At 71.5% G+C, this 24,476-nt stretch carries 22 protein-coding genes and 1 other RNA gene; 7 read left to right on the top strand and 16 right to left on the bottom strand.

Going from position 1 to position 24,476, the window contains the following annotated elements; genetic code table 11:
* Positions 1 to 102: 102 nt before the first annotated feature.
* Together ACWF62_RS18280 and ACWF62_RS18275 are read right to left on the bottom strand one after the other, a co-directional pair.
* A complete protein-coding gene (locus tag ACWF62_RS18280; protein ID WP_378571149.1) occupies positions 103 to 852 on the bottom strand; it encodes a DsbA family protein in 750 nt (249 codons plus the stop codon).
* Between the two features lie 70 nt (positions 853 to 922).
* The gene (locus tag ACWF62_RS18275; protein WP_452630874.1) at positions 923 to 1,429 is read right to left on the bottom strand and encodes a MauE/DoxX family redox-associated membrane protein; all 507 of its coding nucleotides are present in this window, start codon (positions 1,427 to 1,429) and stop codon (positions 923 to 925) included.
* A gap of 65 nt (positions 1,430 to 1,494) precedes the next feature.
* Here ACWF62_RS18275 and ACWF62_RS18270 point away from each other — a divergent pair, with 65 nt between their 5' ends.
* Positions 1,495 to 2,256, top strand: coding sequence for a VIT1/CCC1 transporter family protein (locus ACWF62_RS18270; protein ID WP_378571145.1), 762 nt, complete (start codon positions 1,495 to 1,497; stop codon positions 2,254 to 2,256).
* Here ACWF62_RS18270 and ACWF62_RS18265 read toward each other — a convergent pair.
* The 6 genes from ACWF62_RS18265 to ACWF62_RS18240 form a co-directional block, all read right to left on the bottom strand.
* A complete protein-coding gene (locus tag ACWF62_RS18265) occupies positions 2,173 to 3,444 on the bottom strand; it encodes an MFS transporter (RefSeq protein ID WP_452630873.1) in 1,272 nt (423 codons plus the stop codon). The genes ACWF62_RS18270 and ACWF62_RS18265 overlap by 84 nt on opposite strands.
* A gap of 97 nt (positions 3,445 to 3,541) precedes the next feature.
* A complete protein-coding gene (gene pgm / locus ACWF62_RS18260) occupies positions 3,542 to 5,182 on the bottom strand; it encodes a phosphoglucomutase (alpha-D-glucose-1,6-bisphosphate-dependent) (protein ID WP_452630872.1) in 1,641 nt (546 codons plus the stop codon).
* A 43-nt stretch (positions 5,183 to 5,225) separates the two neighbouring features.
* A complete protein-coding gene (crcB, locus tag ACWF62_RS18255; RefSeq protein ID WP_452630871.1) occupies positions 5,226 to 5,615 on the bottom strand; it encodes a fluoride efflux transporter CrcB in 390 nt (129 codons plus the stop codon).
* Positions 5,612 to 5,968 (bottom strand): DUF190 domain-containing protein, encoded by a 357-nt coding sequence (locus ACWF62_RS18250; RefSeq protein WP_452630870.1) that lies wholly within the window; start codon positions 5,966 to 5,968, stop codon positions 5,612 to 5,614. Before ACWF62_RS18250 ends, crcB (ACWF62_RS18255) begins: the two co-directional genes overlap by 4 nt.
* 1 nt (position 5,969) lies before the next feature.
* Entirely contained in the window at positions 5,970 to 6,383 is a 414-nt protein-coding gene (gene crcB, locus ACWF62_RS18245) for a fluoride efflux transporter CrcB (protein WP_378571136.1), read from the bottom strand.
* A 22-nt stretch (positions 6,384 to 6,405) separates the two neighbouring features.
* Positions 6,406 to 7,044, bottom strand: coding sequence for an LON peptidase substrate-binding domain-containing protein (locus ACWF62_RS18240; RefSeq protein WP_452630869.1), 639 nt, complete (start codon positions 7,042 to 7,044; stop codon positions 6,406 to 6,408).
* Between the two features lie 73 nt (positions 7,045 to 7,117).
* Between ACWF62_RS18240 and ACWF62_RS18235 the strand changes: the two genes are divergently transcribed.
* Positions 7,118 to 10,342 (top strand): arabinosyltransferase domain-containing protein, encoded by a 3,225-nt coding sequence (locus ACWF62_RS18235; protein ID WP_452630868.1) that lies wholly within the window; start codon positions 7,118 to 7,120, stop codon positions 10,340 to 10,342.
* Between the two features lie 190 nt (positions 10,343 to 10,532).
* Complete coding sequence (locus tag ACWF62_RS18230) at positions 10,533 to 11,720, top strand: lipase family protein (protein ID WP_378571130.1); 1,188 nt, start codon at positions 10,533 to 10,535, stop codon at positions 11,718 to 11,720.
* Here ACWF62_RS18230 and ACWF62_RS18225 read toward each other — a convergent pair whose 3' ends face one another.
* Together ACWF62_RS18225 and ssrA are read right to left on the bottom strand one after the other, a co-directional pair.
* Positions 11,721 to 12,053 carry a hypothetical protein gene (locus ACWF62_RS18225; RefSeq protein WP_452630867.1) on the bottom strand — a complete coding sequence of 111 codons (333 nt, stop codon included), beginning with the start codon at positions 12,051 to 12,053 and terminating at the stop codon, positions 11,721 to 11,723.
* Positions 12,054 to 12,125: 72 nt separating this feature from the next.
* Positions 12,126 to 12,496: a transfer-messenger RNA gene (gene ssrA / locus ACWF62_RS18220) on the bottom strand.
* A gap of 188 nt (positions 12,497 to 12,684) precedes the next feature.
* On the opposite strand from ssrA, the gene ACWF62_RS18215 reads away from it, so the two are divergent.
* Together ACWF62_RS18215 and ACWF62_RS18210 are read left to right on the top strand one after the other, a co-directional pair.
* Positions 12,685 to 14,775 (top strand): peptidase, encoded by a 2,091-nt coding sequence (locus ACWF62_RS18215; RefSeq protein WP_452630866.1) that lies wholly within the window; start codon positions 12,685 to 12,687, stop codon positions 14,773 to 14,775.
* A 111-nt stretch (positions 14,776 to 14,886) separates the two neighbouring features.
* The gene (locus ACWF62_RS18210) at positions 14,887 to 16,938 is read left to right on the top strand and encodes an elongation factor G (RefSeq protein WP_452630864.1); all 2,052 of its coding nucleotides are present in this window, start codon (positions 14,887 to 14,889) and stop codon (positions 16,936 to 16,938) included.
* Here the strand turns inward: ACWF62_RS18210 and smpB are convergent.
* The 6 genes from smpB to prfB all read right to left on the bottom strand — a co-directional run bounded on the left by smpB (position 16,935) and on the right by prfB (position 21,761).
* Positions 16,935 to 17,411: an SsrA-binding protein SmpB gene (gene smpB, locus ACWF62_RS18205; RefSeq protein ID WP_378507012.1), complete on the bottom strand. Its 477-nt coding sequence runs from the start codon at positions 17,409 to 17,411 to the stop codon at positions 16,935 to 16,937. The genes ACWF62_RS18210 and smpB overlap by 4 nt on opposite strands.
* A gap of 68 nt (positions 17,412 to 17,479) precedes the next feature.
* A complete protein-coding gene (ftsX, locus tag ACWF62_RS18200; protein WP_378507011.1) occupies positions 17,480 to 18,385 on the bottom strand; it encodes a permease-like cell division protein FtsX in 906 nt (301 codons plus the stop codon).
* A gap of 43 nt (positions 18,386 to 18,428) precedes the next feature.
* Positions 18,429 to 19,118 carry a cell division ATP-binding protein FtsE gene (ftsE, locus tag ACWF62_RS18195; RefSeq protein ID WP_378507010.1) on the bottom strand — a complete coding sequence of 230 codons (690 nt, stop codon included), beginning with the start codon at positions 19,116 to 19,118 and terminating at the stop codon, positions 18,429 to 18,431.
* 67 nt (positions 19,119 to 19,185) lie between these two features.
* Positions 19,186 to 19,770: a hypothetical protein gene (locus ACWF62_RS18190; RefSeq protein ID WP_452630863.1), complete on the bottom strand. Its 585-nt coding sequence runs from the start codon at positions 19,768 to 19,770 to the stop codon at positions 19,186 to 19,188.
* On the bottom strand, positions 19,767 to 20,657 hold the full coding sequence (locus ACWF62_RS18185; RefSeq protein WP_378507008.1) for a mechanosensitive ion channel family protein: 891 nt from the start codon (positions 20,655 to 20,657) through the stop codon (positions 19,767 to 19,769). Before ACWF62_RS18185 ends, ACWF62_RS18190 begins: the two co-directional genes overlap by 4 nt.
* Positions 20,658 to 21,761 (bottom strand): peptide chain release factor 2, encoded by a 1,104-nt coding sequence (prfB, locus tag ACWF62_RS18180; protein WP_378507007.1) that lies wholly within the window; start codon positions 21,759 to 21,761, stop codon positions 20,658 to 20,660. It abuts the gene before it with no gap.
* Positions 21,762 to 21,831: 70 nt separating this feature from the next.
* Here prfB and hisN point away from each other — a divergent pair, with 70 nt between their 5' ends.
* Positions 21,832 to 22,614 (top strand): histidinol-phosphatase, encoded by a 783-nt coding sequence (gene hisN / locus ACWF62_RS18175; protein WP_378507006.1) that lies wholly within the window; start codon positions 21,832 to 21,834, stop codon positions 22,612 to 22,614.
* A 317-nt stretch (positions 22,615 to 22,931) separates the two neighbouring features.
* The gene (locus ACWF62_RS18170; protein WP_378507054.1) at positions 22,932 to 24,470 is read left to right on the top strand and encodes a multicopper oxidase family protein; all 1,539 of its coding nucleotides are present in this window, start codon (positions 22,932 to 22,934) and stop codon (positions 24,468 to 24,470) included.
* The last annotated feature ends 6 nt before the right edge of the window (positions 24,471 to 24,476 follow it).

The following is a 24,476-nucleotide window of genomic DNA, read 5'->3' as shown; positions in this document are numbered from 1 at the left end:
CCTGCACTATTGAGCGCGCTAGCATCTTCAGCTATGCATGGGCGACCGGGCTGCTCGTGCAGGGCCAGACCGTTGTCTTGGGCCCCCCCACCCGGTCGGCGGTCAGTTCAGCTTGGAGACCCAGTTCGGGTCGCCGAGCGCGTCGACGACGGTGCCGTCGCTGAGGACCACCGCGGGGGTGCCCGCTGCGCCGGTCGCGGCGAGGGCCTCCCGGCCGGTCTGCGCGGCAGCGGCACCCTGCTCCACCTTCGCGCCGTCGGCGATGCAGGCGGCGGTCGGCTCGTCGGCGCCCGCGTCCTTCGCGAGCTGCGCGAGGTCGGCGTTGCTGTGATCCGTCTTGCCGTTCTCGGCAGGCTGATTGTCCGGCGAGAACAGCGCGGTGTGGAACGCCGAGAACGCGATCGCGTTGCCGCTGTCCGCGACGCACAGCAGTGCCCCCGCGGCGCGCGACGAGTAGTCGCCGCTCGCCGAGAGCCGGTTCAGAAAGTCCAGGGTGTGGTATCGGACCGCGAGCTGGCCCTCGTCGATCTTCTGGGCGACCTCCTGCCCGTTGGTGTGCTCGAGTTCCGCGCAGTACGGGCACATCGGGTCCTCGAACAGGTCGATGGTGGTGGGCGCGTCGGGGACGCCGAGCCGGACGACGCCCTCGGCGTCGGTGCTCACCTGCACCGCCGCGTTGGACACTCCGCCGTAGCCCTCGTTGCGCGGCTTGCTGCGGTTGCTGCTCCACAGCACGCCGCCGATCACGACCGCGGCGATCACCAGCACCGCGATCCCGCCGAGGATGTAGGTCGATCGACTCGACGTCGCCTGCGGCGCCGCCGTGACGGGCTTGGTCTTCTTCGTGCTCACTGCTGCGGTCCTCCGGGGATAGTCCGTGTGACAGGCGTCGGTGCACCCGCCGCCACGTCACAGTGTGGCCTTACTCTGCCACCTTCGGCTGAACGGGAACTGAGTGTCCGGCCCTCGAGCCGGGACCCAACGCGAGGGGGCTGCGGGGATAAATGATCAGCCACGCCGCGAGCACCAGGAACCCGACGTCGCGGAGGATCTCGCGGCCGTAGTCCCAGCCGTCGACGTCGGCGGCGCCGCCCCCACCGAAACAGCCGCAGTCGATCGACAGCCCCCGCGCCCACACCGAGACGATCACCGCGATCAGCAGCAGCAGCAGCGCCGCCGACGCGACCGCCGTCCAGCGCACCGCCAGCCCGACCAGCAGCAGCAGACCCAGCGCGATCTCGGCCATCGGCAGGACGGCGGCGACCGGCCGAACGAGCCCCTCGGGCAGCAGCTGGTAGGCGCGCACCGCGACCACCGTCTGGGTGGGATCGGCCAACTTGATGCCACCCGAGATCAGCCACACCGCGGCCAGCGCGACCCGGGCGAGCAGGCTGACGATCGACGTCCAGGGAACTGCACGGTTCGACACGGCCCTCACGCTACCGCCGGCGCGCATCCGGCACCGCCATCGTCGCCGCGCGTAGATTCACGGTCATGAGCGATGCGCCGCACCCGCGCGCCGGCGAGCCCGGATCTCCCCTGCCCCACGGTGCGCTTCCGCACGAGTTCGATCACCGGCACGCCAACGTGTCCGGTGGGTGGTTGCGGGCGGCCGCGTTCGGGGCGATGGACGGCCTGGTGACGAACACCTCGCTGCTCGCGGGTGTCGGCGGCGCGGGTCTGGATGCGCACGCGATCGTGTTGAGCGGGGTCGCCGGGTTGGCGGCGGGCGCATTCTCGATGGCGTTGGGCGAGTACGCGTCGGTGTCGACGGCGAACCAGCAGATCGACGCCGAGGTGCGGGTGGAGGCGCGGGCGCAGCGCAAGCATCCGGTCTCCGAGCAGACCGAACTGGTGGGCACATTCGTGGAAATGGGGATGTCGGAGGCGACCGCGCGGGCGGCGGCCGAGGAGGTGCACCGCGATCCCGAGCAGGCAGTGACGATCCATTTGACACACGAGTTGGGTGTCGACCCGACCGAGAAGCCGTCCCCGTTGGTCGCGGGCGCGTCGTCGTTCCTGATGTTCGCGATCGGGGCGATCATCCCGCTGATTCCGTACCTGCTCGGCTTCGAGTCGCTGATCGCCGGCCTGACGGTCGGGTGCGTCGGCCTGCTGGTGGTCGGTGCGACGACCGCGCACCTGACGTCGCGGCCGCTGGTGTGGGGCGGGCTACGACAGTTGCTGTTCGGGCTCATCGCGGTCGGGGCGACGTACCTTGTCGGCCTGGTGATCGGGGTGGGTGTGCCCGGCTGATCGACCGGCCAGCAGCCAGGCCGCGATCGCGGGGACCGTCAGCGCGCCGGTGACGGCGAACGCGGTGCCGTAGGTCAGTTGCTCGGCGAGCACCCCGGCGACGAGCGGGCCGACGACGGAGCCGACGTCGGATGCCATCTGGAAGGCGGCGAGGACCGGCCCGCCGCGGGCCTTGGATCCGATGACGTCGGCGACGGCGGCCTGCTGCGCGGGGTTCATCAGTCCGGATCCGACGCCCGCGATCGCGGACAGCGCGAACAGCACCCACAGGTTGGGGCTGAACCCGAGGCCCGCGGTGCACAGTCCGCTGACGACGAGCCCGGCGAGGACGAACGGTCGCCGCCCGTACGCGTCGGAGAGGCGCCCTGCCTGGATCTGGACGAGCGCGTTGCCGACCGCGAAGACGGTCAACGCGATGCCCGCGTAGCCGTCGCTGGCGTGCAGCGCCTGCACCACGAACAGCGGCACCAGCGCGACCCGCACCCCGAAGACCGCCCAGCCGTTGGCGAAATTGGACAGCAGCGCCGCCCGGTACACGGGCAGCCGCACGGCCTGACGGAAGGTCATGGTTGCCGCGTCGCTCGACGTCTCGGGGGTGGCGAGCGCGGAGTTCTTGAGCCGGAAGTACACGACGGCCGCCGCGATCAGCAGGGCAACCGCGTAGATGAGGAACGGCACCCGCAGCCCGAACCCGACGAGGGCGGCGCCGACAAGGGGGCCGCCGATGCTGCCGAACAGGAACGAGGTCGCGTACAGGCCGGAGACCCGGCCCCGGATGTGCGGCGGGGTGATCCGGATCAGCAGCCCGAGCGCGGAGACGGTGAACATGGTGGAGCCGATGCCGCCGATCCCCCGGAAGATCAGCAGTTGCCAGTAGCTCGACGCGAACGCGACCGCCCCGGTGGACGCGGCGACGATCAGCAGCCCGGTCAGATAGGTGGGGCGTTCGCCGATCCGCTGCACCAGCGACCCGCTGGCCGGCGCGAACACCAGGCGCATGAACGCGAACGACGAGATCACGACCGTCGCGGCGAACGCGCCGACGCCGAAGCTGACCGCGAACTGCGGCAGCGCGGGCGCGACGATGCCGTAGCCGAGCGCGATGACGAAGCTCGCGCTCACGAGAACCCAGATCTCGCTGGGGAGTCGGGTGTCCCGGGAGTCGGGGGCGGATTCGGCTGCAGTCATGACCGATCCAAACTAGTCCGTCGACCGGCGGGTTCCGTAATGTCACATTCGGTCACGTGGCGACCGCCAATGTGACATTACGGAACCAACGGCGACGTCAGCCCTCGCCCAGCGCGCGGGACACCAACTCCCGCGCCGCGTCCTGCACCTGTCTGAGGTGGTCCGCGCCGAGGAAGGACTCGGCGTAGATCTTGTACTTGTCCTCGGTGCCGGACGGCCGGGCCGCGAACCAGGCGTTCGCGGTGCACACCTTCAGCCCGCCGATCGGTGCTCCGTTGCCCGGCGCCGCGGTGAGGGTCGCGGTGATCGCCTCGCCAGCGAGGTCGGTCGCGGTCACCGCGTCCGGCGTGAGCGCGGCGAGTGCCGCCTTCTGCGTGCGGTCGGCGGGCGCGTCGACCCGCGCATACACCGGGTCCCCGTACCGGTCGGCGAGGTCGCGGTACCGCTGCGACGGGGTGCGGCCGGTGACGGCGAGGATCTCGGCGGCCAGCAACGCGAGCGCGATCCCGTCCTTGTCGGTGGTCCAGACGCGGCCGTCGCGGCGCAGGAACGACGCGCCCGCGCTCTCCTCCCCGCCGAACCCGAGCTCACCCGACGCCAGGCCCGGCACGAACCACTTGAAGCCGACCGGCACCTCCGTCAGGTCGCGGCCCACCCCGGCGGCGACGCGGTCAATCATCGAGGAGCTGACCAGGGTCTTGCCGACCCTGGCCCCCGCGTCCCAGGCCGGGCGGTGCGGGTACAGGTAGTCGATCGCGACGGCCAGGTAGTGGTTCGGGTTCATCAGCCCGGCGTCGGGGGTGACGATGCCGTGCCGGTCGGCGTCGGCGTCGTTGCCGGTCGCGAGGTCGTAGCGGTCGCGGGCCCCGATCAGCGAGGCCATCGCGTCCGGGGACGAGCAGTCCATCCGGATCCGGCCGTCGGTGTCGAGGGTCATGAACCGCCACGTCGCATCGACGGCGGGGTTGACGACGGTCAGATCGAGGCGGTGCCGCTCCGCGATCGCACCCCAGTAGTCGACCGCGGCGCCGCCCATCGGGTCGGCGCCGATCCGGATGCCCGCGGCCCGGACGGCGTCGAGGTCGACGAGGTTCGGCAGGTCGTCGATGTAGGTGGCGAGGTAGTCGTGCGGGTGCGCTGCGGTCGCGAGTGCGGTCGCTAGCGGCACCCGGCGCACCCCGGTGAGGCCCGCGGCGAGCAGTTCGTTGGCGCGGCGCTCGATCACCGACGTCGCGTCCGAGCTGGCGGGCCCACCGGTCGGCGGGTTGTACTTGAAACCGCCGTCGCGGGGCGGGTTGTGCGACGGGGTGACGACGATTCCGTCGGCGAGGGCGGACGGCGCCTGCGCGTTGTGACGCAGGATCGCGTGGCTGACGGCGGGGGTCGGGGTGTACCGGCCCGCGGCGTCGACGAACACGTCGACGCCGTTGCCCGCGAGGACCTCAAGGGCACTGGTCCATGCCGGTTCGGACAGCGCATGCGTGTCCCGGCCGAGGTACAGCGGTCCGGTGTGGCCGCGGCTCGCCCGGTACTCGACGATCGCCTGCGTCGTCGCGAGGATGTGGGCCTCGTTAAACGCACCGTCGAGGCTCGACCCGCGATGCCCGGAGGTGCCGAACGCGACCCGCTCGTCGGGGTTGCCCGGGTCCGGGATCCGGCTGTAGTAGGCCGTCACCAGGTGGGCGAGGTCCTCAAGGTCCTCGGGGCGTGCGGGGGTGCCAGCGCGGGGGTGGGCCATGGCGTCAATTCGACCATGCGGTCCGTTCGCGGGCGGCATTCGATCAGGCGAGCAGGTGGCCGAGGGTGAACCCGACGGCCGCCGCGCCGACCCCGGCGACGACGGTGACCACGACGTTGACCACCGCGTACAGCCGCGCCCGGTCCTCGAACAGCCGGACGGTCTCGTAGCCGAAGGTGCTGAACGTGGTCAACGCGCCGCAGAAGCCGGTCCCGAGCAGCGTCCACAGCGCACTGTCGTGAGCGGTCGCGGCGCCGGCGAGGACACCGAGGATCAGCGATCCGATCACGTTGACGCACAGCGTCCCCCACGGGAAAGCGCTGTCGTGCCGGGACTGCACCGCCCGGTCGAGGAGGTAGCGGGCCGGTGCCCCGAGCGCCCCGCCGAGCAGGACGAGCAGGACCGGGGCGAGCGATGCGCCGGGCGCGGTCACTCCGGTCGGTCGCTCATGTGCAACCGTTCGACCCGGTCGACGGTGACGGTCGCCCGGGTGAGCAGTTCGGCGACGGCCGCGACGAACGCGCGGATGCGGGGCTCGTCGTCGACGACGACCACCAGCACCGGCAGCCCGTCGGCGAGGTCGAGGAGGCGGGTGGTGTGAATGCGCGAGGACGCGCCGTAGCCCTCGATGCCGCGCCAGACGCTGGCGCCTGCGAGTCCCGCGTCGCGGGCGCGGCGGACGATCTCCTGGTACGTCGGGCGGTGGTGCCACAGGTCGTCGAGCCCGAGGATGATCGACAGCCGCAGTTCGGACCGGGAGTGCACGGTGTGCCGGTCGGTGGTCATGTCAGGTTCCCTTCCCGACGCGCGCGCCGACGACGGCCCGCGCGATCCACAGGCCGGCGAGGACCGCGGCCAGTGCCGCGAGGACGCTGCCGGCCAGGTAGGTGACGGCGAGCGGGGTGCGCCCGCCCGCGAGCAGTTCCCGGACCTCCACCGCGTAGGTGGAGAGGGTGGTGTAGCCGCCGAGAACACCGACCCCGAGGAACGGGCGCAGCAGCCGATGCCCGGTCCACACCTCGGTGACGACCACCATCAGGATCCCGATCAGGAAACAGCCGGTGACGTTCGCGATCGCGGTCGCCACCGGCAGCTGCCCGGGTGTTGGCGGGATCGCCACCGTCAGCGCGTACCTGGCGAGCGCACCGAGCGCGCCGCCCGCCGCGACCACGGCGATCACCGGGACGTCCTCCCGCGTCACCCGCCACCTCCTCCGGTCCCCGCTACCCGCGCCCGCCGAGCCGGAACCGCAGGGCCGCGACGACGTCGTCCACGGCCCGCGCCAGCACCGGCACCCGCTCGGCCGCGGTCGGCGCGGTCAGCACCCGCAGCTTGTCGAGCGGGCCGAGGGGCAGCACCCGGGCCAGCGTGAACAACCGATCCCCCGCCGATCCGGTCAGCTGCGACCAGTCCGGGGCCCGCGGCGCACCAGCGACGGTCGATCCCAGGTCGGTGAGTTCGGTGATCCGGTCGGTGAGGGCGGCGACGTCGTCCGCCGACGGCTCCGACTGGTCGTCCGGCCACGACCGCACCCGCGCCAGCGGGTAGGGGGCGTCGGGCAGCCACTCGTCCACCCGGATCCGCTCCTCCCCCACGCAGCCGAGCAGCAGCCTGCCGGGCGCGCGGCGGAGCGAGGTGATCCGGGCGACGGTCCCGACACCGGTCCGCTCGTCGCCGCCGCCGACCTCGTTGCCGCGGGCGATCAGCACCACCCCGAACCGCATCCGCTCCGGGGACGCCGTGCAGTGCTCGATCATCGCCAGGTACCGCGGCTCGAACACCTGCAGCGGCAGCACCTCGCCGGGCAGCAGCACCGCACCGAGCGGGAACATCGGCAGTTCACACGTCTCACCCGGCGCCATCTCGTCAGGCTAACAAGGGTCCCGACCTGCGGCTCTGCAGGTGCGCCCTGCCGAGTCGTTAGCATGTCGAGCCGTGACGGACACCAAGACGATCGCCGACCCCGCGGAACGGGCCACCCCCGCCCCGCCCTCCCGGCTCCGCGGGCCACGCCTGGTCGCGGCGGTCAGCGCGCTGCTCGGCATCGTTCTCGCCGTCTCCATCCCGTTCCTCCCGGTCCGGCAGACCGCGGCGACGGTGTCCTGGCCGCAGAACGGGGCGACGACCGGTGTCACGGCACCGCTGGTGTCGTATGCGCCGATCGACCTCGACGTCGCGATCCCGTGCGCCGCCGTCGGCCAGCTGCCCGACGGCGGGGTGCTGGTGTCGACGGCGCCCATCGGGAGCCGGGACGCCGAGCGGTACGGCCTGGTCGCGAAGGTCGTCGCCGACCCCGACCCGCGGCTGGACGTGATCGTCCGGGACCGGGTGCTGGTGTCGACCCCTCTGGACGACCTGACCGCCGGATGCACGATCACCGTCCGCTCCGACCCGGCGGGGACCACCGCCACCGTCGGCGAGGTCACGGCGACGCTGGCCGAGGACCTGCGTCCGCAGCTGGTCGGGGTGTTCTCGCAGCTGCCCGACACCGCCGACGGATTGTCGGTGACCGCGCAGCTCGACACCCGTTTCAGCACCGCCCCGACCCCGCTGAAGCTGGCCGCGATGCTGCTCACCGCGCTCGCGACCGCGGTCTCGCTGGTCGCACTGCACCGCATCGACGCCGCCGACGGGCGGCGAACCCGACGATTCCTGCCCGCCCGGTGGTGGAGCTTCACCCGGATCGACGCGCTCGTCGTCGGCACCCTCGGCCTGTGGCATGTGATCGGCGCGAACACCGCCGACGACGGCTACCAGCTCGGCATGGCCCGCGCCGCGGGCGAGGCCGGCTACATGGCGAACTACTTCCGCTGGTTCGGTGTCCCCGAGGCCCCGTTCGGCACCCCGTTCTACGACGTCCTCGCCTGGATGACCCATGTCTCGACGGCGAGCATCTGGATGCGGCTGCCCGCGCTGTGCGCCGGGCTGCTCGGCTGGTGGCTGATCAGCAGGGAGGTGGCGCCGCGCCTCGGCGCCGCGGCGCGCGCGTCGCGGGGCCCGCTGTGGACCGGAGCGCTGGTGTTCCTCGCGTTCTGGCTGCCGTTCAACAACGGCCTGCGTCCCGAACCGATCGTCGCGGTCGGCGTCCTCGCCACCTGGTGCTCGGTCGAACGCGCGATCGCGACGCGGCGGCTGCTGCCCGCGGCGGCCGCGATCCTGGTCGGCGCCGTCACCGTCACAGCGGGCCCGTCGGGCATCATCTGTTTCGCCGCCCTGATCGCGGGGGCCCGCCCGATCGCCCGCATCATCGCCGACCGGGCGCGGGCGGTCGGCTACGCCGCGACCCTGCTGCCGCTGATCGCGGCCGGCGTGTGGGTGCTGGCGCTGGTGTTCGCGGACCAGACCCTCGCCGCGGTCCGGGAAATGCAGCAGGTGCACGCCATCGGCCCCGCCGACCCCTGGTTCATGGAGTACATGCGCTACCAGTGGCTGCTGCAGATCAGCGTCGACGGATCCCTCTCGCGCCGCTTCGCGGTGTTCACGATGATCCTGTGCCTGGTCACGGTGATCGTGGCAATTCTGCGGCGCGGCGGGCAGATCCCCGGCACCGCGCAGGGGCCGAGTCGCCGGATCGTGGGCATCACCCTCGGCGCGATGGTGCTGATGATGTTCGCGCCGACGAAATGGACCCACCACTTCGGCATCTACGCCGGGCTCGCCGCGTCCGTCGCGGTGGTCGCCGCGATCGCGGTCTCGCCCGTCGTGCTGCGGTCGCGTCGCAACCGGGCCCTGTTCGCGGCGGCGGTCACGTTCCTGGTCACGATGTCGTTCGTCAGCCAGAACGGCTGGTGGTACGTGTCGAGCTACGGTGTCCCGTGGTGGGACAAGCCGCCGTCCGTCGCTGGCGTCGGTTTCGCGACGCTGCTCCTCGGCGCCACCCTCGCGCTGCTCGCGGTCGCCGCCTGGTACCACGTGCACCCCACCGCGGACCGGCGACGCGACCCCGGGCGGCTGTGGTCGATCCCGCCGCTGACGGTGGCCGCCGCCGCGCTGGTCCTGTTCGAGGTGCTCTCCCTCGCGAAGGGCGCGGTGGCCCAGTACCCGGCGTACTCGGTGGCGCGGTCCAGCATCGACTCGATCACCGGCAACAGCTGTGGCCTCGCGAACGACGTTCTGCTGGAAACCGATCCGAACGCGTCCACGCTGCGGCCGCTGTCGGGTGACATCGCAGCCGGGCTCACCGCGGGTGGCGGGGACGGGTTCACCCCGAATGGCGTCGCCGCCGACCTGACCCCCGACGAGGAGGATCTCGCCGCAGGCACCGCCAACACCATCGACCGCACCGGGGACTCCGGTGACACCGCCGGCGCGGGAACCGCGGGCGGATTCGGCGGCGAGGGCGTCAACGGCTCCACCGTCGCGTTGCCGTTCGGTCTCGCGCCCGCGTCCACCCCGGTGCTCGGCAGCTACGGCGCGTCCGGCGCCGCGCAGGTGACCACCGACTGGTACCGACTGCCCGACCCGGACAGCGAGGGTTCGCGCGGCGACCTGATCTCCATCGCCGTCGCGGGCCGCATCCACTCCGTCGACGCGGACGGCATCGCCACCTACGGCCAGCGGCTCGACGTCGAGTACGGCGTCACCGACGCAGTCGGGGTGCGGATGCTCGGCTCGACCACCCCGATCGACATCGGCCCGGTCCCGTCGTGGCGGAACCTGCGGGTCCCCCTCGACCGGCTGCCCGCCGAGGCCGACGTGGTGCGCATCGTCGCCGCCGACACCGACATCGCGGGCGACCAGTGGCTCGCGTTCACGCCGCCGCGGGTCCCGGTCACGCAGACGCTGCAGGACGTCGTCGGGACGCAGACACCGGTGCTGCTGGACTGGGCCGTCGGCTTGAACTTCCCGTGCCAGGCGCAGATGCTGCACCGCAACGGCGTCGCGGAGGTGCCCGAGTACCGGATCCTCCCGGACCGGCACGGTGCCATCGCCACCGGACGCTGGCAGGACCACGCCGGCGGCGGGCCGCTCGGCTGGACCGGCATGCTGCTCGGTGCCCGCACCATCCCGTCCTACCTGGCGCACGACTGGGACCGGGACTGGGGGTCCATCGAGCAGTTCGTCCCGATCGACCGCGCCGCGGGCCCGGCCCGGGTCGACACCGCAACGGTGACCCGGTCCGGGACGTGGACCCCCGGCCCGATCATCACCGCCTGGTAGCGCTGCGCGCCCGTGCAGATGAGGCGGCTCCGCTGCGCTGCGCGCCGGTGCAGATGTGGCGGCTCCGCTGCGCTGCGCGCCGGTGCAGATGTGGCGGCTCCGCCGCCGTGCGTGATTTTTACCCCAATAGTGGTGAAAATCACGCACGGACCGCGAAGCGGTTTACGCTGTAGGGCGGAAAGGGACTTCCATGCGCATTCTGCTCGGGCGGTCCGTGGCCGCCGCACTCGCAATGCTCGCCTGCCTGCTCTTCGCCACTCCCCCCATACAGGCCCAGCCCACGACTCCGGTCGCCGACCCGGACCCGTTCTACTGGGCGCCGCCCGACCTCGCGGCCCGCGCCAACGGGGAGGTGCTGCGCACCCGCCCCGTCGACGTCTCCCGGTACGGCAACGCCGACGGCTGGCAGGTCCTGTTCCGATCCACTAACTCATCGGGCGCGCCGATCGCGGCCGCCACGACGGTGATGGTGCCGCGCGGCGGCGTCGACCGCCCGCTGGTGTCCTATCAGGCGATCATCAACTCGCTCGGCACCCAGTGCGGGCCGTCGCACACCCTCTTCAACGGGCAGTTCACCGAGGCTCCCGCGCTGGCGCCGCTGCTGCTGCGGGGCTGGGCCGTCACGATTCCCGACCACCTCGGACCGACCAGCGCGTACGGCGCCGCCCGGCTCGGCGGGCAGATCGTGTTGGACGGGATCCGCGCGGTCAAACACCTGCCCGAACTGCGCCTGGTCCGCAGCCCGGTCGGCCTCGTCGGCTACTCCGGCGGCGGCATGGCCACCGGCTGGGCCGCCGCGCTGGCCCCGACATACGCGCCCGACCTGCCGATCGTCGGGGTCGCGCAGGGGGGTGTCCCCACCAATCTGATCGAGATGGCCGCCGGTCTCGGCCCGGCCCCGCACCCGCTGTTCGGGCTGGCGTTCGCCGCGACGCTCGGCCTCGAGCGGGAGTACCCGAACCAGATCATGGTGTCGCCGTTCCTGACGCAGGAAGGCAGGTCGCTGCGCGATCGGATCGTCAACGCCTGCTCACAGCAGATCATCGACGACGGCGCAGGCCACAGCACCGGTGAAATGACGCAGGACCCGAACCGGGTGCTGCAACCCCCGATGCGCACAGTCTTCGACGAGAACAGCCTGCTGACCTATCCGGGCGCCCCGACCGCTCCGGTGTTCGCGTGGCACGGGGCGGGCGACCAGCTGGCACCGCTCGATTCGACGTCGGCGACGATGAGCCGCTGGTGCGCGTCCGGCACCCGGGTGTTGTTCAACGTGCTGCCCGGCGATCACGGACCCGCCGCGATCGAGGGCATCCCCGGCGTCTTCGGCTACCTCGGTGACCGGTTCGGGGGCGTGCCCGCTCCCAGCAACTGCTGACTACGGCGCGGGCCACGGCGGCAGCGGCGGCTTGACCCAGGTGATCTTCTCGTCGGCGTGCGCGGGGACGGCGCGCGGGTCGCCCGGATGGGCCGCGGCCCAGCGGTTCTTCTCGTCGAGCAGGTCGGCGACCACGGTCCACGTCTCGTGCGTGCTCGGCGGGTTCGCGCCAGCGGCGCGGGCGAGCTTGCGGAGCCGCTCGTCGGGCATCGCGAGCAGGTCGGCGCTGCCGATCCCGAGGTCCCACACGAACCGCGCCAGCCCGAGCGCCTTGTCGCGGCGCCGCCGCGAGGCCGCGTCGGTGTGCGCGAAGTCGACGTCGCCGGTGTCCACGACGACCAGCGTAGCCGCGGCAGGGCCCGGAAACGGGGCGAGGCCCCGGACCGTGTGGTCCGGGGCCTCATGCGGTGGAGCTGCCGGGAATTGAACCCGGGTCCTACGCAAATTTGCCTGGGCTTCTCCGTGTGCAGTTCGCTATGCCTCTACTTGGATCTCCCGGTCTCGCGAACAAGCCGTGATGACGATCCCAGTCACTGTTGGATGTCCCGCCCGACTCCGTGACCGAGCCGTGCGGTAAAGCCCTCTAGCTGATGCCAGTACCCGACCCGAGGGCGAGATCGGACTGACAGACACGCTTCGCTACTTAGGCAGCGAGAGCGTAGTCGCGCTGATTGGAATCGGCGCTTAATTGGTTGCATCGACGCTTACGGTGGTCTCTTGCCTGCACCGACACGCTTCCCCAAACTAAACGTACGCAGTCGAAACCGTTCAGCCCCGTACGTACCCAGCAACCTGCTGGGACCACACACTGTAACGCGCCGCGGCGGGGAAATCATCCCCATTTTCCGGTCGGCGTGTCGACGCACCCAAACCTGGACATATGTCCAGCTACCGCCTACGCTGCGAACCCACCCGCCCGATGATTCAGGCCACACCCACCCGACCCGGGAGACCTCGGACACACATGACCCTCGCCGCCCGCCTTCGCCGTGTCCTTCCCGCGCTCGGGGTCGCCGCCGCACTCGTGGTCGGCGGCGCGACCTCCGCTGGTGCGGCCCCGGAGCCCGCGCCCACCGGTCCCGGCGACGACCCCGTGTTCGGGCTCGCGAACGGCTGCTACGCCCTCCGCTCCGAGCAGACGGGAGCGTTCGCCCGGCTCACCCCGGACGGCTACCGGATCGACGCGGGCACCGCAGCCGAGGCCGAGGCATTCCGGTTGCACGCCGCACAGCTGGGTCGGTTCATGTTCTACGGCCGCGGCGGCGACCTGCTCGCCACCGACGACACGCCTGCGGGCCCGGCGATCGTCGCGACCCGCGACGCCACCCCCGCGACCGACTGGACCCTGACGCACACCGGCGGCGTCTACAGCATCGTCTCCACCGACACCGGCGACCAGCTCACCGCCAACGAGGGCAGGTTCTTCTCCACCGACCCCGGGATCGACCCCGACGGCGGCCGTTTCACGCTGGTCCCGACGTCGGGGTGCGCCGACTTCCCCGACTCCGAGGTGAACGCGACCGGAACGCCGCTGGCCGGGACCGGGCCGAACGGGGAGGTCCGCGGGTTCATCGACGCCCACGTGCACCTCGACGCGAACCTGTTCATCGGCGGCCAGGTGCACTGCGGCACCCCGTTCGACCCGCAGGGCATCACCGCCGCCCTGCGGGATTGCGCCGACCACGGCACCGACGGCCTGCCCGCGCTGCTGGAGAACATCCTGTCCCACGGCTCCCCGGTCGCCGAGCACGACACCGTCGGCTGGCCCACCTTCCGGGACTGGCCGCACCCCGATTCGCTGACCCACGAGCAGACCTACTACCGCTGGGTCGAACGCGCCTGGCGCGGCGGCCTGCGAATCTTCACCAACCTGCTGGTCAACAACCGGGTGCTGTGCGACATCTACCCGCTGAAGAACCGGTCCTGCAACGACATGGACACCATTCGCGCGCAGGCGCAGCAGGTGCACGAGATGCAGGACTACATCGACGCCCAGTACGGCGGTCCCGGCCGCGGCTGGTTCCGGATCGTCAGCTCCCCCGCCGAGGTCCGCGAGGTCGCCGCCGCGGGCAAGCTCGCCGTCACCCTCGGCGTCGAAACGTCGGAACCGTTCGGGTGCAGCATCCGGGACGGCGTGCCGCAATGCACGGCCGAGGACATCGACCGCGGCCTCGACGAGGTGTACGCGATGGGGGTGCGGCAGATGGTCGTCACCCACAAGTTCGATAACGCGTTCGGCGGCGTCCGGTTCGACCCGGGCATCCAGGGGGTCGCGGTCAATGTCGGCAACTTCATCGGCACCGGACGGTTCTGGGAGGCGGAGCCGTGCACGACCCGGGAACGCGACAACGAGCTGCTGTCCGTCGGTGACGGACCCGCCGCTGCGCTCGCCGCGCTGCCGCCCGGCGTCACGACACCGGTGTACCCGTCCGGACCGCTGTGCAACACCCGCGGCCTGACCGACCTCGGCGAGCACATGGTCCGCGGCATGATGGCCCGCGGCATGATCGTCGACGTCGACCACATGAGCGTGAAGACCGCAGCGGACACCCTGACGATCCTTGAGGAGGCCGGGTACTCGGGTGTGGTGTCGAGCCACAGCTGGACCGACCCGCTGAACTACGAGCGGATCTACGCGCTCGGCGGATTCGTTGCGGCCTACGCGTCGACCCCGCAGGCCGACCCGACGCAGGACGACTTCGTCTCCGCGTGGCGGGAGGCCCGCGGGATGCGCAGCGACGACTACTACTTCGGCTTCGGGTACGGCGCGGACACCAACGGTTTCGGTCCGCAGGCGCGGCCGCGGACCGACGCAGCGACCAGCCCGCTGCGCTACCCGTACACCACCTTCGACGGCGGCACCGTGATGGACCGGCAGCGGACCGGGGAGCGGGTCTTCGACCTGAACGTCGACGGGGTCGCGCAGTACGGGCTGATCCCCGACTGGATCGAAGACATGCGGATCCACGCGGGCGAGGACGGGGACCGGATCATCGAGGACCTGAGCCGCGGCGCCGAGGCGTACCTGCAGATGTGGGAGCGCGTGGACCGCTGACGCGGGCGGCGGGCGGCCGAATCGTCCGGCCGCGGCGAGGGTTCGGGCCTAGACTCGACGACGAGCCGACACCGTCACCCCAGGCGGCACCGCCACCGTGAGGAGGCCATCGTGGCCGACCGAACCTCGTCCCGCTCGACGCCCGCCGCATCGGTCACCGGACCGGACCGGATCCGCAACGTCGTCCTCGTCGGATGCAGCGGGGTCGGGAAGACCACCCTCGCCGAATCCCTCGCGCTGGCCGCCGGCGCGATCGGCAGGGCGGGCCGCGTCGCCGACGGAACCACGGTCTCCGACCACGAGGACATCGAGCACCAGCAGCAGCGGTCGGTGCAACTGTCGGTGCTCCCCCTGGACTGGGCCGGGGTGCGGATCAACCTGCTGGATCCGCCGGGACATCCCGACTTCGACGCCGAACTCCGCGCCGGGCTGCGGGCGGCGGACGGCGCGGTGTTCGTCGTCTCCGCGACCGACCCGGTCACCGCGCCGACCCGGGCGCTGTGGCGGGAGGCGTCCGACGCGGGCGTGCCGCGGGCGATCGCGGTCTCGAAGCTCGACCTCGCCAGGGAGGGCTTCGCCGAGATCCTCGCCGCCTGCCACGACGCGTTCGGCCTCGGGCCCGACACGCTGCGGGCGATGTTCGTTCCGGTGCCCGACGACGGCGGCGCCCCCCGCGGGTCGATCGACCTGCTGACCGGTCGCGGATACGGGGACACCGAGGGCGCGCCCGACACCAGCGCCGCACGGGACAGCCTCGTCGAGGCCATCTCCGGTCTCGACGACACCCTGATGGAGCGGTACCTCGGCGGTGAGGAACTCGACACCGACGCGCTGTTCGCCGGGCTGCGGCACGAGATCGTCGACTGCACTTTGCATCCCGCGCTCGCCGTCACCGACTCCGGGTTCGGCGCCGCGGAGCTGCTCGACCTGATCGCCGGGGCGTTCCCGGATCCGACGCATCGGGTCGGGCCCGGCCCGGCCGCCGACCCGGCTGCCCCGCTGACGGCCCAGGTCATCCGGATCGTCGGCGACGCGTACGTGGGCCGGATCAACCTGGTCCGGGTGTACGCGGGCACCCTGCGCCCGGACACTCACCTGTGGGTGCTCGGGGAGCAGACCACCGAGGAACGGGTGACGACGCTCGCCGGCCCGTTCGGCAAGACCACGCATCCGGTCCCGGAGGCGGTGGCCGGCGACCTCGTCTGCGTGCCGAAGGTCGCGGCGACGCACATCGGCGACACCCTCACCGACGACCCGGCGACGACACCGATGCCCGCCTGGCCGCTGCCCGCGGCGCTGCTGCCGATCGGGGTCGAGGCACACAGCAAGGCCGACGAGGACAAGCTGTCGCAGGCGCTGACCCGGCTCACCGTCGAGGATCCGGCGTTGCGGCTCGAGCAGGACCCGCAGACCCACCAGCTGGTGCTGTGGTGCACCGGCGAGGCGCACGCGGAGGTGACCCTCGACCGGCTGCGCAGCAGGCACGGCGTGCACGTCGACACCGTGCCGTACCGGGTCGCGCTGCGGGAGACGTTCGGCGCGCGGTCGTCGGGGCACGGCCGCCTGGTCAAGCAGTCCGGCGGGCACGGCCAGTACGCGATCTGCGACCTGGAGGTCGAACCGCTGCCCGCGGGCGGGGGCTTCGAGTTCGCGGTGCAGGTGGTCGGCGGGTCGGTGCCGAAGAACTTCATTCCGTCGGTGGAGAAGGGCGTCCGCACCCAGCTGCTGTCCGGGGTCGGCACCGGCCACCCCCTCGTCGACGTGCGGGTCACCCTGGTCGACGGGAAGGCGCATTCGGTGGATTCGTCGGACGCCGCCTTTCAGACGGCGGCGGCGCTGGCGCTCAAGGATGCCGCGAGCCGCACCGAGATCCGGTTACTCGAACCGGTCGCCGCGGTCCGCGTCGTCCTGCCCGACGACTACCTCGGTGCCGTGCTCGGCGACCTGTCGGCGCGGCGCGGGCACGTGCTCGGGACGGAGACCACCGAGCCGGGGACCACGCTGCTGCGCGCCGAGGTGCCCGAGATCGAACTCGCCCGCTACCCGGTCGACCTGCGCTCGCTCACCCACGGCACCGCCGACTTCGCCCGCGCGCACCTGCGATACGAGGTGATGCCGACCGCGGTCGCGTCCCGCTACGCAGGCGGCGGCGACGCAGGCTAGCGGCTCATCCCCTTCACGCGGCGCCCGATCTCCCGGGTCACCTCGCGTTCCGCAGTGCGCCGGGCGATGTCCTGACGCTTGTCGTAGTCCTGCTTGCCCTTCGCCAGCGCGAGCTCGACCTTCACCTTGCCGTCGCTGAAGTACATCGACAGCGGCACCAGCGTCTGGTTGCCCTCCCTGGACTTGCCGACGAGGTTGTCGATCTCGCGGCGGTGCAGCAGCAGCTTGCGGGTGCGGCGCGGCGAGTGGTTCGTCCAGCTGCCGTGCCCGTACTCGGGGATGTGCAGGCCGCGCAGCCACACCTCGCCGTCGTCGACGGTCGCGAACGCGTCCACCAGCGACGCCTTCCCCTCGCGCAGGCTCTTCACCTCGGTGCCGACCAGGGCGATGCCCGCCTCGAAGGTATCGAGGATGGTGTAGTTGTGCCGCGCCTTACGGTTCGTGGCAATGACCTTGCGGCCCTTTTCCTTCACGTCCGGGCCCCTTCGAAGTACCTCGGCAATGTCACGTACAGACCAGGATAGTGCGCCCCGGCAACCGGTTATTCCCGCACGTACAGGCGCAGCGTCACGTAGGCGGTGACGGCGGCCATCCCGACCCCGACCAGCGCCAGGATCGGCGACACCAGCAGCACGTCACTGTTGGAGATGCGGGCGACGATGTTCGCGTCGTACACGTCGGTGAGTACGTCGTCGATGAACATGTTCTTCGCCGTGAACAGGCCGGCGATCGCGAGGCCCGCACCGACCAGGGCAGCGACGACCGCCTCCAGCAGGAACGGCAGCTGGGTGTACCAGCGGGTGGCGCCGACCAGGCGCATGATCCCGACCTCGGTGCGGCGAGTGTACGCGGCGATCTGAACCATGTTGGCGATCAACAGGATCGACGCGATCGCCTGCACGATCGCGATCGCGAACGCCGCGTTGCGAATACCGCCGAGGACACTGAACAGCCGCTCGACGAGGTCCCGCTGGTTGAGCACGCTGTCGACGCCGGGCCGCTGCGCGAACGCGTCCTCGACGGCACCGAACTGCATCGGATCCGACATCCGCACCTTGAACGATGCGGGCAGTGCCTCCGGGCTGACCATCGAGGCGAGCTCCGGCTGGTCCTTGAACACCCGCTCCTTGGCGTCGGCGACCGCGTCCTCGCGGCTGAGGTACTGCACCGACACCACCGCGTCGGTGCCCTCGAGGTCCTCGCGCAGCCCGCGGCAGAGGTCCTGGGTGCAGCCGGGGTCGGTGGCGGACACGTCCTCGGTGAGGAAGATCTGCACCTCGACCCGGTCCAGGAAGATCTGCTGCGTCTTGTCGGCCATCTGCACGACGAGCAGGCCGCTGCCGAACAGGCCGAGGGAGATCGCGGTGGTGAGGACCATCGCGACCGTCATGGTGATGTTGCGGCGCAGTCCGGTGAAGACCTCGCCGAGGATGAAGCTGACGCGCATCGGGTGGTGTCCTTCGTGTGTCGGGGCGGGACGGCGGGGCGGGCTAGCGCCCGACCCCGTACACGCCCCGTGCCTCGTCGCGGACCACGCGACCGAGGTCGAGTTCGACCACCCGCCTGCGCATCGAGTCGACGATGTGGTTGTCGTGGGTGGCCATCAGCACCGTGGTGCCGGTCCGGTTGATCCGTTCGAGCAGCAGCATGATGTCGCCGCTGGTGTCGGGATCGAGGTTGCCGGTCGGCTCGTCGGCGAGCAGCACCAGCGGGCGGTTGACGAAGGCCCGCGCGATCGCGACCCGCTGCTGCTCGCCGCCGGACAGTTCGTGCGGCAGCCGATCCGCCTTGCCGGACAGGCCAACCAGGTCGAGCACCTCGGGCACGGTCCGCTCGATCATGTCCCGCGGCCTGCCGATCACCTCGAGCGCGAACGCGACGTTCTCGGACACCGTCTTGCTCGACAGCAGCCGGAAATCTTGGAACACGCACCCCATCGACTGCCGCAGCTTCGGCACCCGCCGCGCGGGCAGCCGGTTGACGTGGAAGTCGGCGACGTGGATCTCGCCAGCCGTCGGGGTCTCCTCCCGCAGCAGCAGCCGCATGAACGTGGACTTCCCGGACCCGGAGGCTCCGATCAGGAAGACGAACTCGCCCTTGTCGATCGAGACGCTGACCTTGTCCAGGGCGGGCCGTGAGGACGCCTTGTAGGACTTCGACACACTCTCCACGCTGATCACGAGGAGCCAGTCTAGACATGCCGGGCGATGCGGCAGCGAGGTCCGACATGCCCGCAGGTGACGCCCGTCAGGGTGTGCTGGTTGCCGGTGTCGGCGTGACCGTCCCGCTCGGCTGCTCGGTGGTCTCGACGGCAACCCCCGGCGGCAGTTCCACACCGGACGGGACCAGACCCGGCGGCAGCACGATCAACGGCTCCGTCGTCGGTGTGGTGCTCGCCGCGGTGCCCGTCCCGGTCGCCGACCCCGACGGGGTCGGGGTGGTGGTCGGCGGGGTGGATGTGGGCGGCCGCGTCGTGGTGTTCGCGGCGGGCGGGGGTGTCGGGGTTGGCGACTCGGTCCTGGCGGGCGCCGGACGCTGCTGCGCGGGCAGCTCCGGGTTCAGTTCGCCGTGCAGCACGGCGGTCGCGGCGAACGCGACGGCGATCAGCACGGTCGAGGTCCTGGCCCGCCCCAGGTGGCCGGGCAGCCGCCACTGCCGCACCCGATGCCACCAGCCGGACCGCTCGATCCGGCGCAACCAGGCGCGTTTGGTGTCCCCCGCGTCCGCGGCGGACGGCCGCTCCGGTGCCGGCGTCGGGTTCTCGGGGGCCGGGTTCTCGGGGGCCGGGTTCTCGGGGGCCGGGTTCTGCGGGGTCGGCTCGTCCGCGGTCACGTCGCGTCCCCCTGGTCGACGGTGAGGTCCGGGCCGACGAAGATGCCCTCCCGGCGCAGCGCGGCCGCGACCCGGATCCGCAGGGCGCGCCCGACCTCGAACTGCTTGCCGGGCAGGGTGCGGGCAACGACCCGGATGTTGACGGTGTCGACCTCGATCGACTCGACGCCCATCACGGTCGGCTCGTCGAGCAGCAGCGGCTCCAGGTCGAGGTCGGCGAACGCCTCCCGGCACACGGTCCGCAGCACGTCGTTGACGTGGTTGAGGTCGGCGGCCGCGGGGATCGGCACGTCGACGACCGCGCGCGCCCAATCCTTGGACAGGTTGACGGCCTTGACGATCTGCCCGTTCGGGACGGTGATCACCTCACCGTCCGAGGACCGCAGCCGGGTCACCCGCAGCGTCACGTCCTCGACGGTGCCGTATGCGTCGTCGCCGGAGCCGGTGATCGCGATCTTCACCACGTCCCCGAAGCCGTACTGCTTCTCGGTGATGATGAAGAAGCCGGCGAGGATGTCCTGCACGATGCGCTGCGCGCCGAAGCCGAGCGCGGCACCGAGAACGGTGGCTGGCGCGACGAGGCTGCCGATCGCGAAGCCGAGCCGCTGCAGCACCTCGATCGCGACGAGCACGTAGACGATCGAGATCAGCACCCAGGTGATCACCTGGGCGAGGGCGTGCCGATGCTTGGTGGCCTCGGACCGCACCAGGGCGTCGCCCTGGCTGTAGCCCAGGTCGATGCGGTCGGTGATCCGGCCGCCGCCCCAGCTGATGAACCGCGCGATGAGGATGCCCCCGAGCACGTACAGGACGATCTCGAGGCCGCTCGACGACAGCCATCTCCGGAATCCCGTGTCCGGGATCCAGTCGAGCGCGAGGGCGGTCAACTAGTCCTGCTCTCCGCGCATCCGCCACCGGATCCCGGACTCGATGAACCCGTCGATGTCGCCGTCGAGGACGGCGGACGGGTTGTTCACCTCGTGCTCGGTGCGCAGGTCCTTGACCATCTGGTACGGGTGCAGCACGTAGGACCGCATCTGGTTGCCCCACGAGCTGCCGCCGTCGCCCTTGAGGGCGTCCATCTCGGCGCGCTCCTCCTGCCGCTTGCGTTCGAGGAGCTTGGCCTGCAGCACCCGCATCGCGGACACCTTGTTCTGCAGCTGCGACTTCTCGTTCTGGCAGGTGACGACGATGCCGGTCGGGACGTGCGTCAGGCGGACGGCGGAGTCGGTGGTGTTCACGGACTGCCCGCCGGGGCCGGACGAGCGGTAGACGTCGACGCGGACGTCGTTCTCGTCGATGTCGATGTGGTCGGTGGTCTCGACGACCGGCAGCACCTCGACCTCGGCGAACGAGGTCTGCCTGCGGCCCTGGTTGTCGAACGGGCTGATCCGCACCAGGCGATGCGTGCCCATCTCGATGGACAGGGTGCCGTACGCGTAGGGCGCCTTGACCGCGAACGTCGCCGACTTGATGCCCGCCTCCTCGGCGTACGAGGTGTCGTAGACCTCGGTGCCGTAGCCGTGCTTCTCCGCCCAGCGGATGTACATCCGCATCAGCATCTCGGCCCAGTCCGCGGCGTCAACGCCGCCCGCGCCCGCGCGGATGTTGACCAGCGCGTCGCGCTCGTCGTACTCGCCGGAGAGCATCGTCTTGACCTCCATCGCGGCGATGTCCTCGCGCAGCTGGGCGCGTTCGGCGTCGGCATCCGCGACGGCGTCCGCGCCGTCCTCCTCGGCCAGCTCGTACAGCACCTCCATGTCGTCGAGCCGGGAGCGGAGTTCCTCGACGCGCCGCAGTTCGGCCTGCGCGTGCGAGAGCTGACTGGTGACCTGCTGGGCGTGTTCCTGGTTGTTCCACAGGTCGGGGTCGGCGGCCTGGTGCTCGAGCTCGTCGATGCGTCGACGCAGCTCCTCGACGTCGAGCACCGTCTCGACGGTGGTCAGGGTGGTGTCGAGTTCGGCGAGGTCAGCGGAAACGTCGGGATGCACGAGAATCAAGGCTACCGGGTGTGCGGAGTGCCCCGGAGTCGGGAGGCCGCCGCCGGTAGCCTGTACCCCCGTGACCGATCTCGCTGCCGACCTGCTCCTCGCCCTGCGCATCGCCGACGCCGCCGACGCCATCACCCGGGACCGGTTCGGCGCCCTCGACCTCAAGGTCGACGACAAGCCCGACCTGACGCCGGTGTCCGACGCGGACCTCGCGGTGGAGCAGCGGGTGCGGGCGATCCTCGACCAGGAGCGCCAGGGCGACGCCGTGCTCGGCGAGGAGTTCGGCGGCGAGGCCCGCTTCGAGGGCAGGCAGTGGGTGGTCGACCCGATCGACGGCACCAAGAACTTCGTCCGCGGGGTGCCGGTGTGGTCGACGCTGATCGCGCTGCTGCAGGACGGCGTCCCGGTCGTCGGCGTGATCAGCGCGCCCGCCCTGTCCCGACGCTGGTGGGCGTCCGCGGGCGCCGGCTCCTTCACTTCCTTCGACGGTGCGGCACCGAGGCGGATCGCGGTGTCCGCCGTCGACCGTCTCGACGCCGCGAGCCTGAGCTTTTCCAGCCTGAGCGGCTGGCGCGACCTCGGCATCCGGGACCGGTTCCTCGACCTGACCGACGCGGTGTGGCGGGTCCGCGGCTACGGCGACTTCCTGTCCTACTGCCTGCTCGCCGAGGGGGCGCTGGAGATCGCCGCCGAACCCGAGGTGTCACTGTGGGACCTCGCCCCCCTCGACCTGCTGGTCCGCGAGGCGGGTGGCCGGTTCACCGCCCTCGACGGCAGCGACGGCCCGCACGGAGGCAGCGCGGTCGCGAGCAACGGCCTGCTGCACGACGAGGTGCTCACCCGGCTGCGCTGAGCCGGGCCCTCCCGCCCCCGGCAATCCCCCTGTGCACACGCCGATTGCGGTGTGCGCGGGAGTGTTGGGCGCCGAACACCCCTGCGCACGCGCGAGGAACCCTGTGCACACGGCGTCCCGGCGCAGCCTCTAGCACCTCACCGCCACCTTCCACAAGGGCCGCGGGGAGGAATTTCACCGGCGATCTCCGGCCTCGGGGCGGAGGTCGCGCGCGCCGGGACCGCGAAGACTGGGGACGTCCCGCACCGCCGCGCCCGAGGAGTTCCGTGAACCGCCCGCCCACCGCACCGCTGACCCGCCGCGCCGTCCTGATCGGGATGGCCGCGGCCCCGCTCGCCCTGTCCGTCGGGTGCGCTCGCGGGCAGTCGACCCCGGCCGACGCGGACCCCGCCGCCGACGCGTCGGGCCGCAGGCCGCTGCCGGTTCCCCCGCTCGCCGACTCCAGCGTCGACGCGGCCGGGGTCCGGCACTTCACGCTGACCGCCGCGGCGGGCCACACGGAGATGGTTCCCGGGAAGTCCACGCCGACCTGGGGATTCAACGGATCGGTGCTCGGCCCGACGATCCGCGCCCGGCGCGGCGAGCGGGTCGCGTTCGCGATCACCAACGACCTGCCAGAGGCGACCACCGTGCACTGGCACGGGGTGCATGTCCCGGCCCGCTTCGACGGCGGACCGCACCAGACGATCGACCCCGGCGCCCGGTGGGAACCGGCGTGGACGGTCAACCAGCCCGCCGCGACCCTCTGGTACCACCCGCATCCGCACGGCTCCACCGAGAAGCACGCGTACCGGGGGCTGGCCGGCATGTTCCTTGTCGACGACGACGAGGCCGACGCCCTCGGCCTGCCGAATACCTACGGCGTCGATGACATCCCGCTGGTCATCCAGGACCGCCGGTTCACCGCGGACGGCGCCCTCGACGAGTCCGATCCCACCGACGTCGGCCTGCTCGGCGACACCATCGTCACCAACGGGATCGCGGGCGCCTACCTGAAGGTGGGCACCGAATCGGTGCGGCTGCGGCTGCTCAACGGGTCCGGCGGCCGGATGTACAACCTCGGCTTCGCCGACGATCGCGAGTTCACGATGATCGCCAGCGACGGCGGGCTGCTGGCGAAGCCCGCCCGGATGCGGCGGATCACCCTCAGCCCCGGCGAGCGAGCCGAGATCGTGGTCGCGGCGGGCACCGACCCGGTCCTGCTGCGCGCGTTCCCGTTCGAGGACCGCGCCGGGCTCGACCGGGGCACCGCCGCCGAATACGGCTTCGACGACACCTTCGACATCCTCGAACTGCGCCCGTCCCGCAGCCCCGGACGGTCCGCGCCGCTGCCCGCGACGCTGACGACCCTCCCCCGCCTCGACCCGTCGACCGCCGTCGCGCAGCGGAGCTTCGAGTTGCAGTGGTTCATGATCAACGGCGAGCGGATGGACATGAACCGGATCGACTTCAGCCCGACCGTGGACACCACCGAGGTGTGGACGGTCCGCAACGCCGACAACTGGCCGCACAACTTCCACGTGCACGACACCCAGTTCCGGATCCTCGACATCGACGGGGCGTCGCCGCCGCCGGAGCTGGCCGGCTGGAAGGACACCGTCTACACCCCGCCGGGCGCCACGATCCGGCTGGTCCTCCGGTTCTCGGAGTACACCGACCCGACGTTCCCGTACATGTACCACTGCCACCTGATGCTGCACGAGGACCAGGGGATGATGGGCCAGTTCCTGGTCCTCGCGCCGGGCCAGAAGCCGGAGCCGATGACGATGCCCATGACCGGGATGGATCACGGTGCGACGCCGCCGAGCACCGGTGGGCAGGCGCCGGGCACGGCGTCCGGGCACGGCGGACACTGAGGACAG

This window comes from Rhodococcus sp. NPDC054953 (assembly GCF_053609225.1).
The sequence above is the reverse complement of the archived record's forward strand: the minus strand, read 5'-3'. Positions and strand labels throughout refer to the sequence as shown.

Coding starts and splice junctions, on each gene's coding strand:
- ACWF62_RS18270 (WP_378571145.1), top strand. CDS start 1,495: ATGAGCGATGCGCCGCACCCGCGCGCCGGCGAGCCCGGATCTCCCCTG.
- ACWF62_RS18230 (WP_378571130.1), top strand. CDS start 10,533: ATGCGCATTCTGCTCGGGCGGTCCGTGGCCGCCGCACTCGCAATGCTC.
- ACWF62_RS18215 (WP_452630866.1), top strand. CDS start 12,685: ATGACCCTCGCCGCCCGCCTTCGCCGTGTCCTTCCCGCGCTCGGGGTC.
- ACWF62_RS18240 (WP_452630869.1), bottom strand. CDS start 7,044: ATGGCGCCGGGTGAGACGTGTGAACTGCCGATGTTCCCGCTCGGTGCG.
- ACWF62_RS18170 (WP_378507054.1), top strand. CDS start 22,932: ATGGCCGCGGCCCCGCTCGCCCTGTCCGTCGGGTGCGCTCGCGGGCAG.
- ftsX (WP_378507011.1), bottom strand. CDS start 18,385: ATGCGCGTCAGCTTCATCCTCGGCGAGGTCTTCACCGGACTGCGCCGC.
- pgm (WP_452630872.1), bottom strand. CDS start 5,182: ATGGCCCACCCCCGCGCTGGCACCCCCGCACGCCCCGAGGACCTTGAG.
- ACWF62_RS18265 (WP_452630873.1), bottom strand. CDS start 3,444: ATGACTGCAGCCGAATCCGCCCCCGACTCCCGGGACACCCGACTCCCC.
- ACWF62_RS18250 (WP_452630870.1), bottom strand. CDS start 5,968: ATGACCACCGACCGGCACACCGTGCACTCCCGGTCCGAACTGCGGCTG.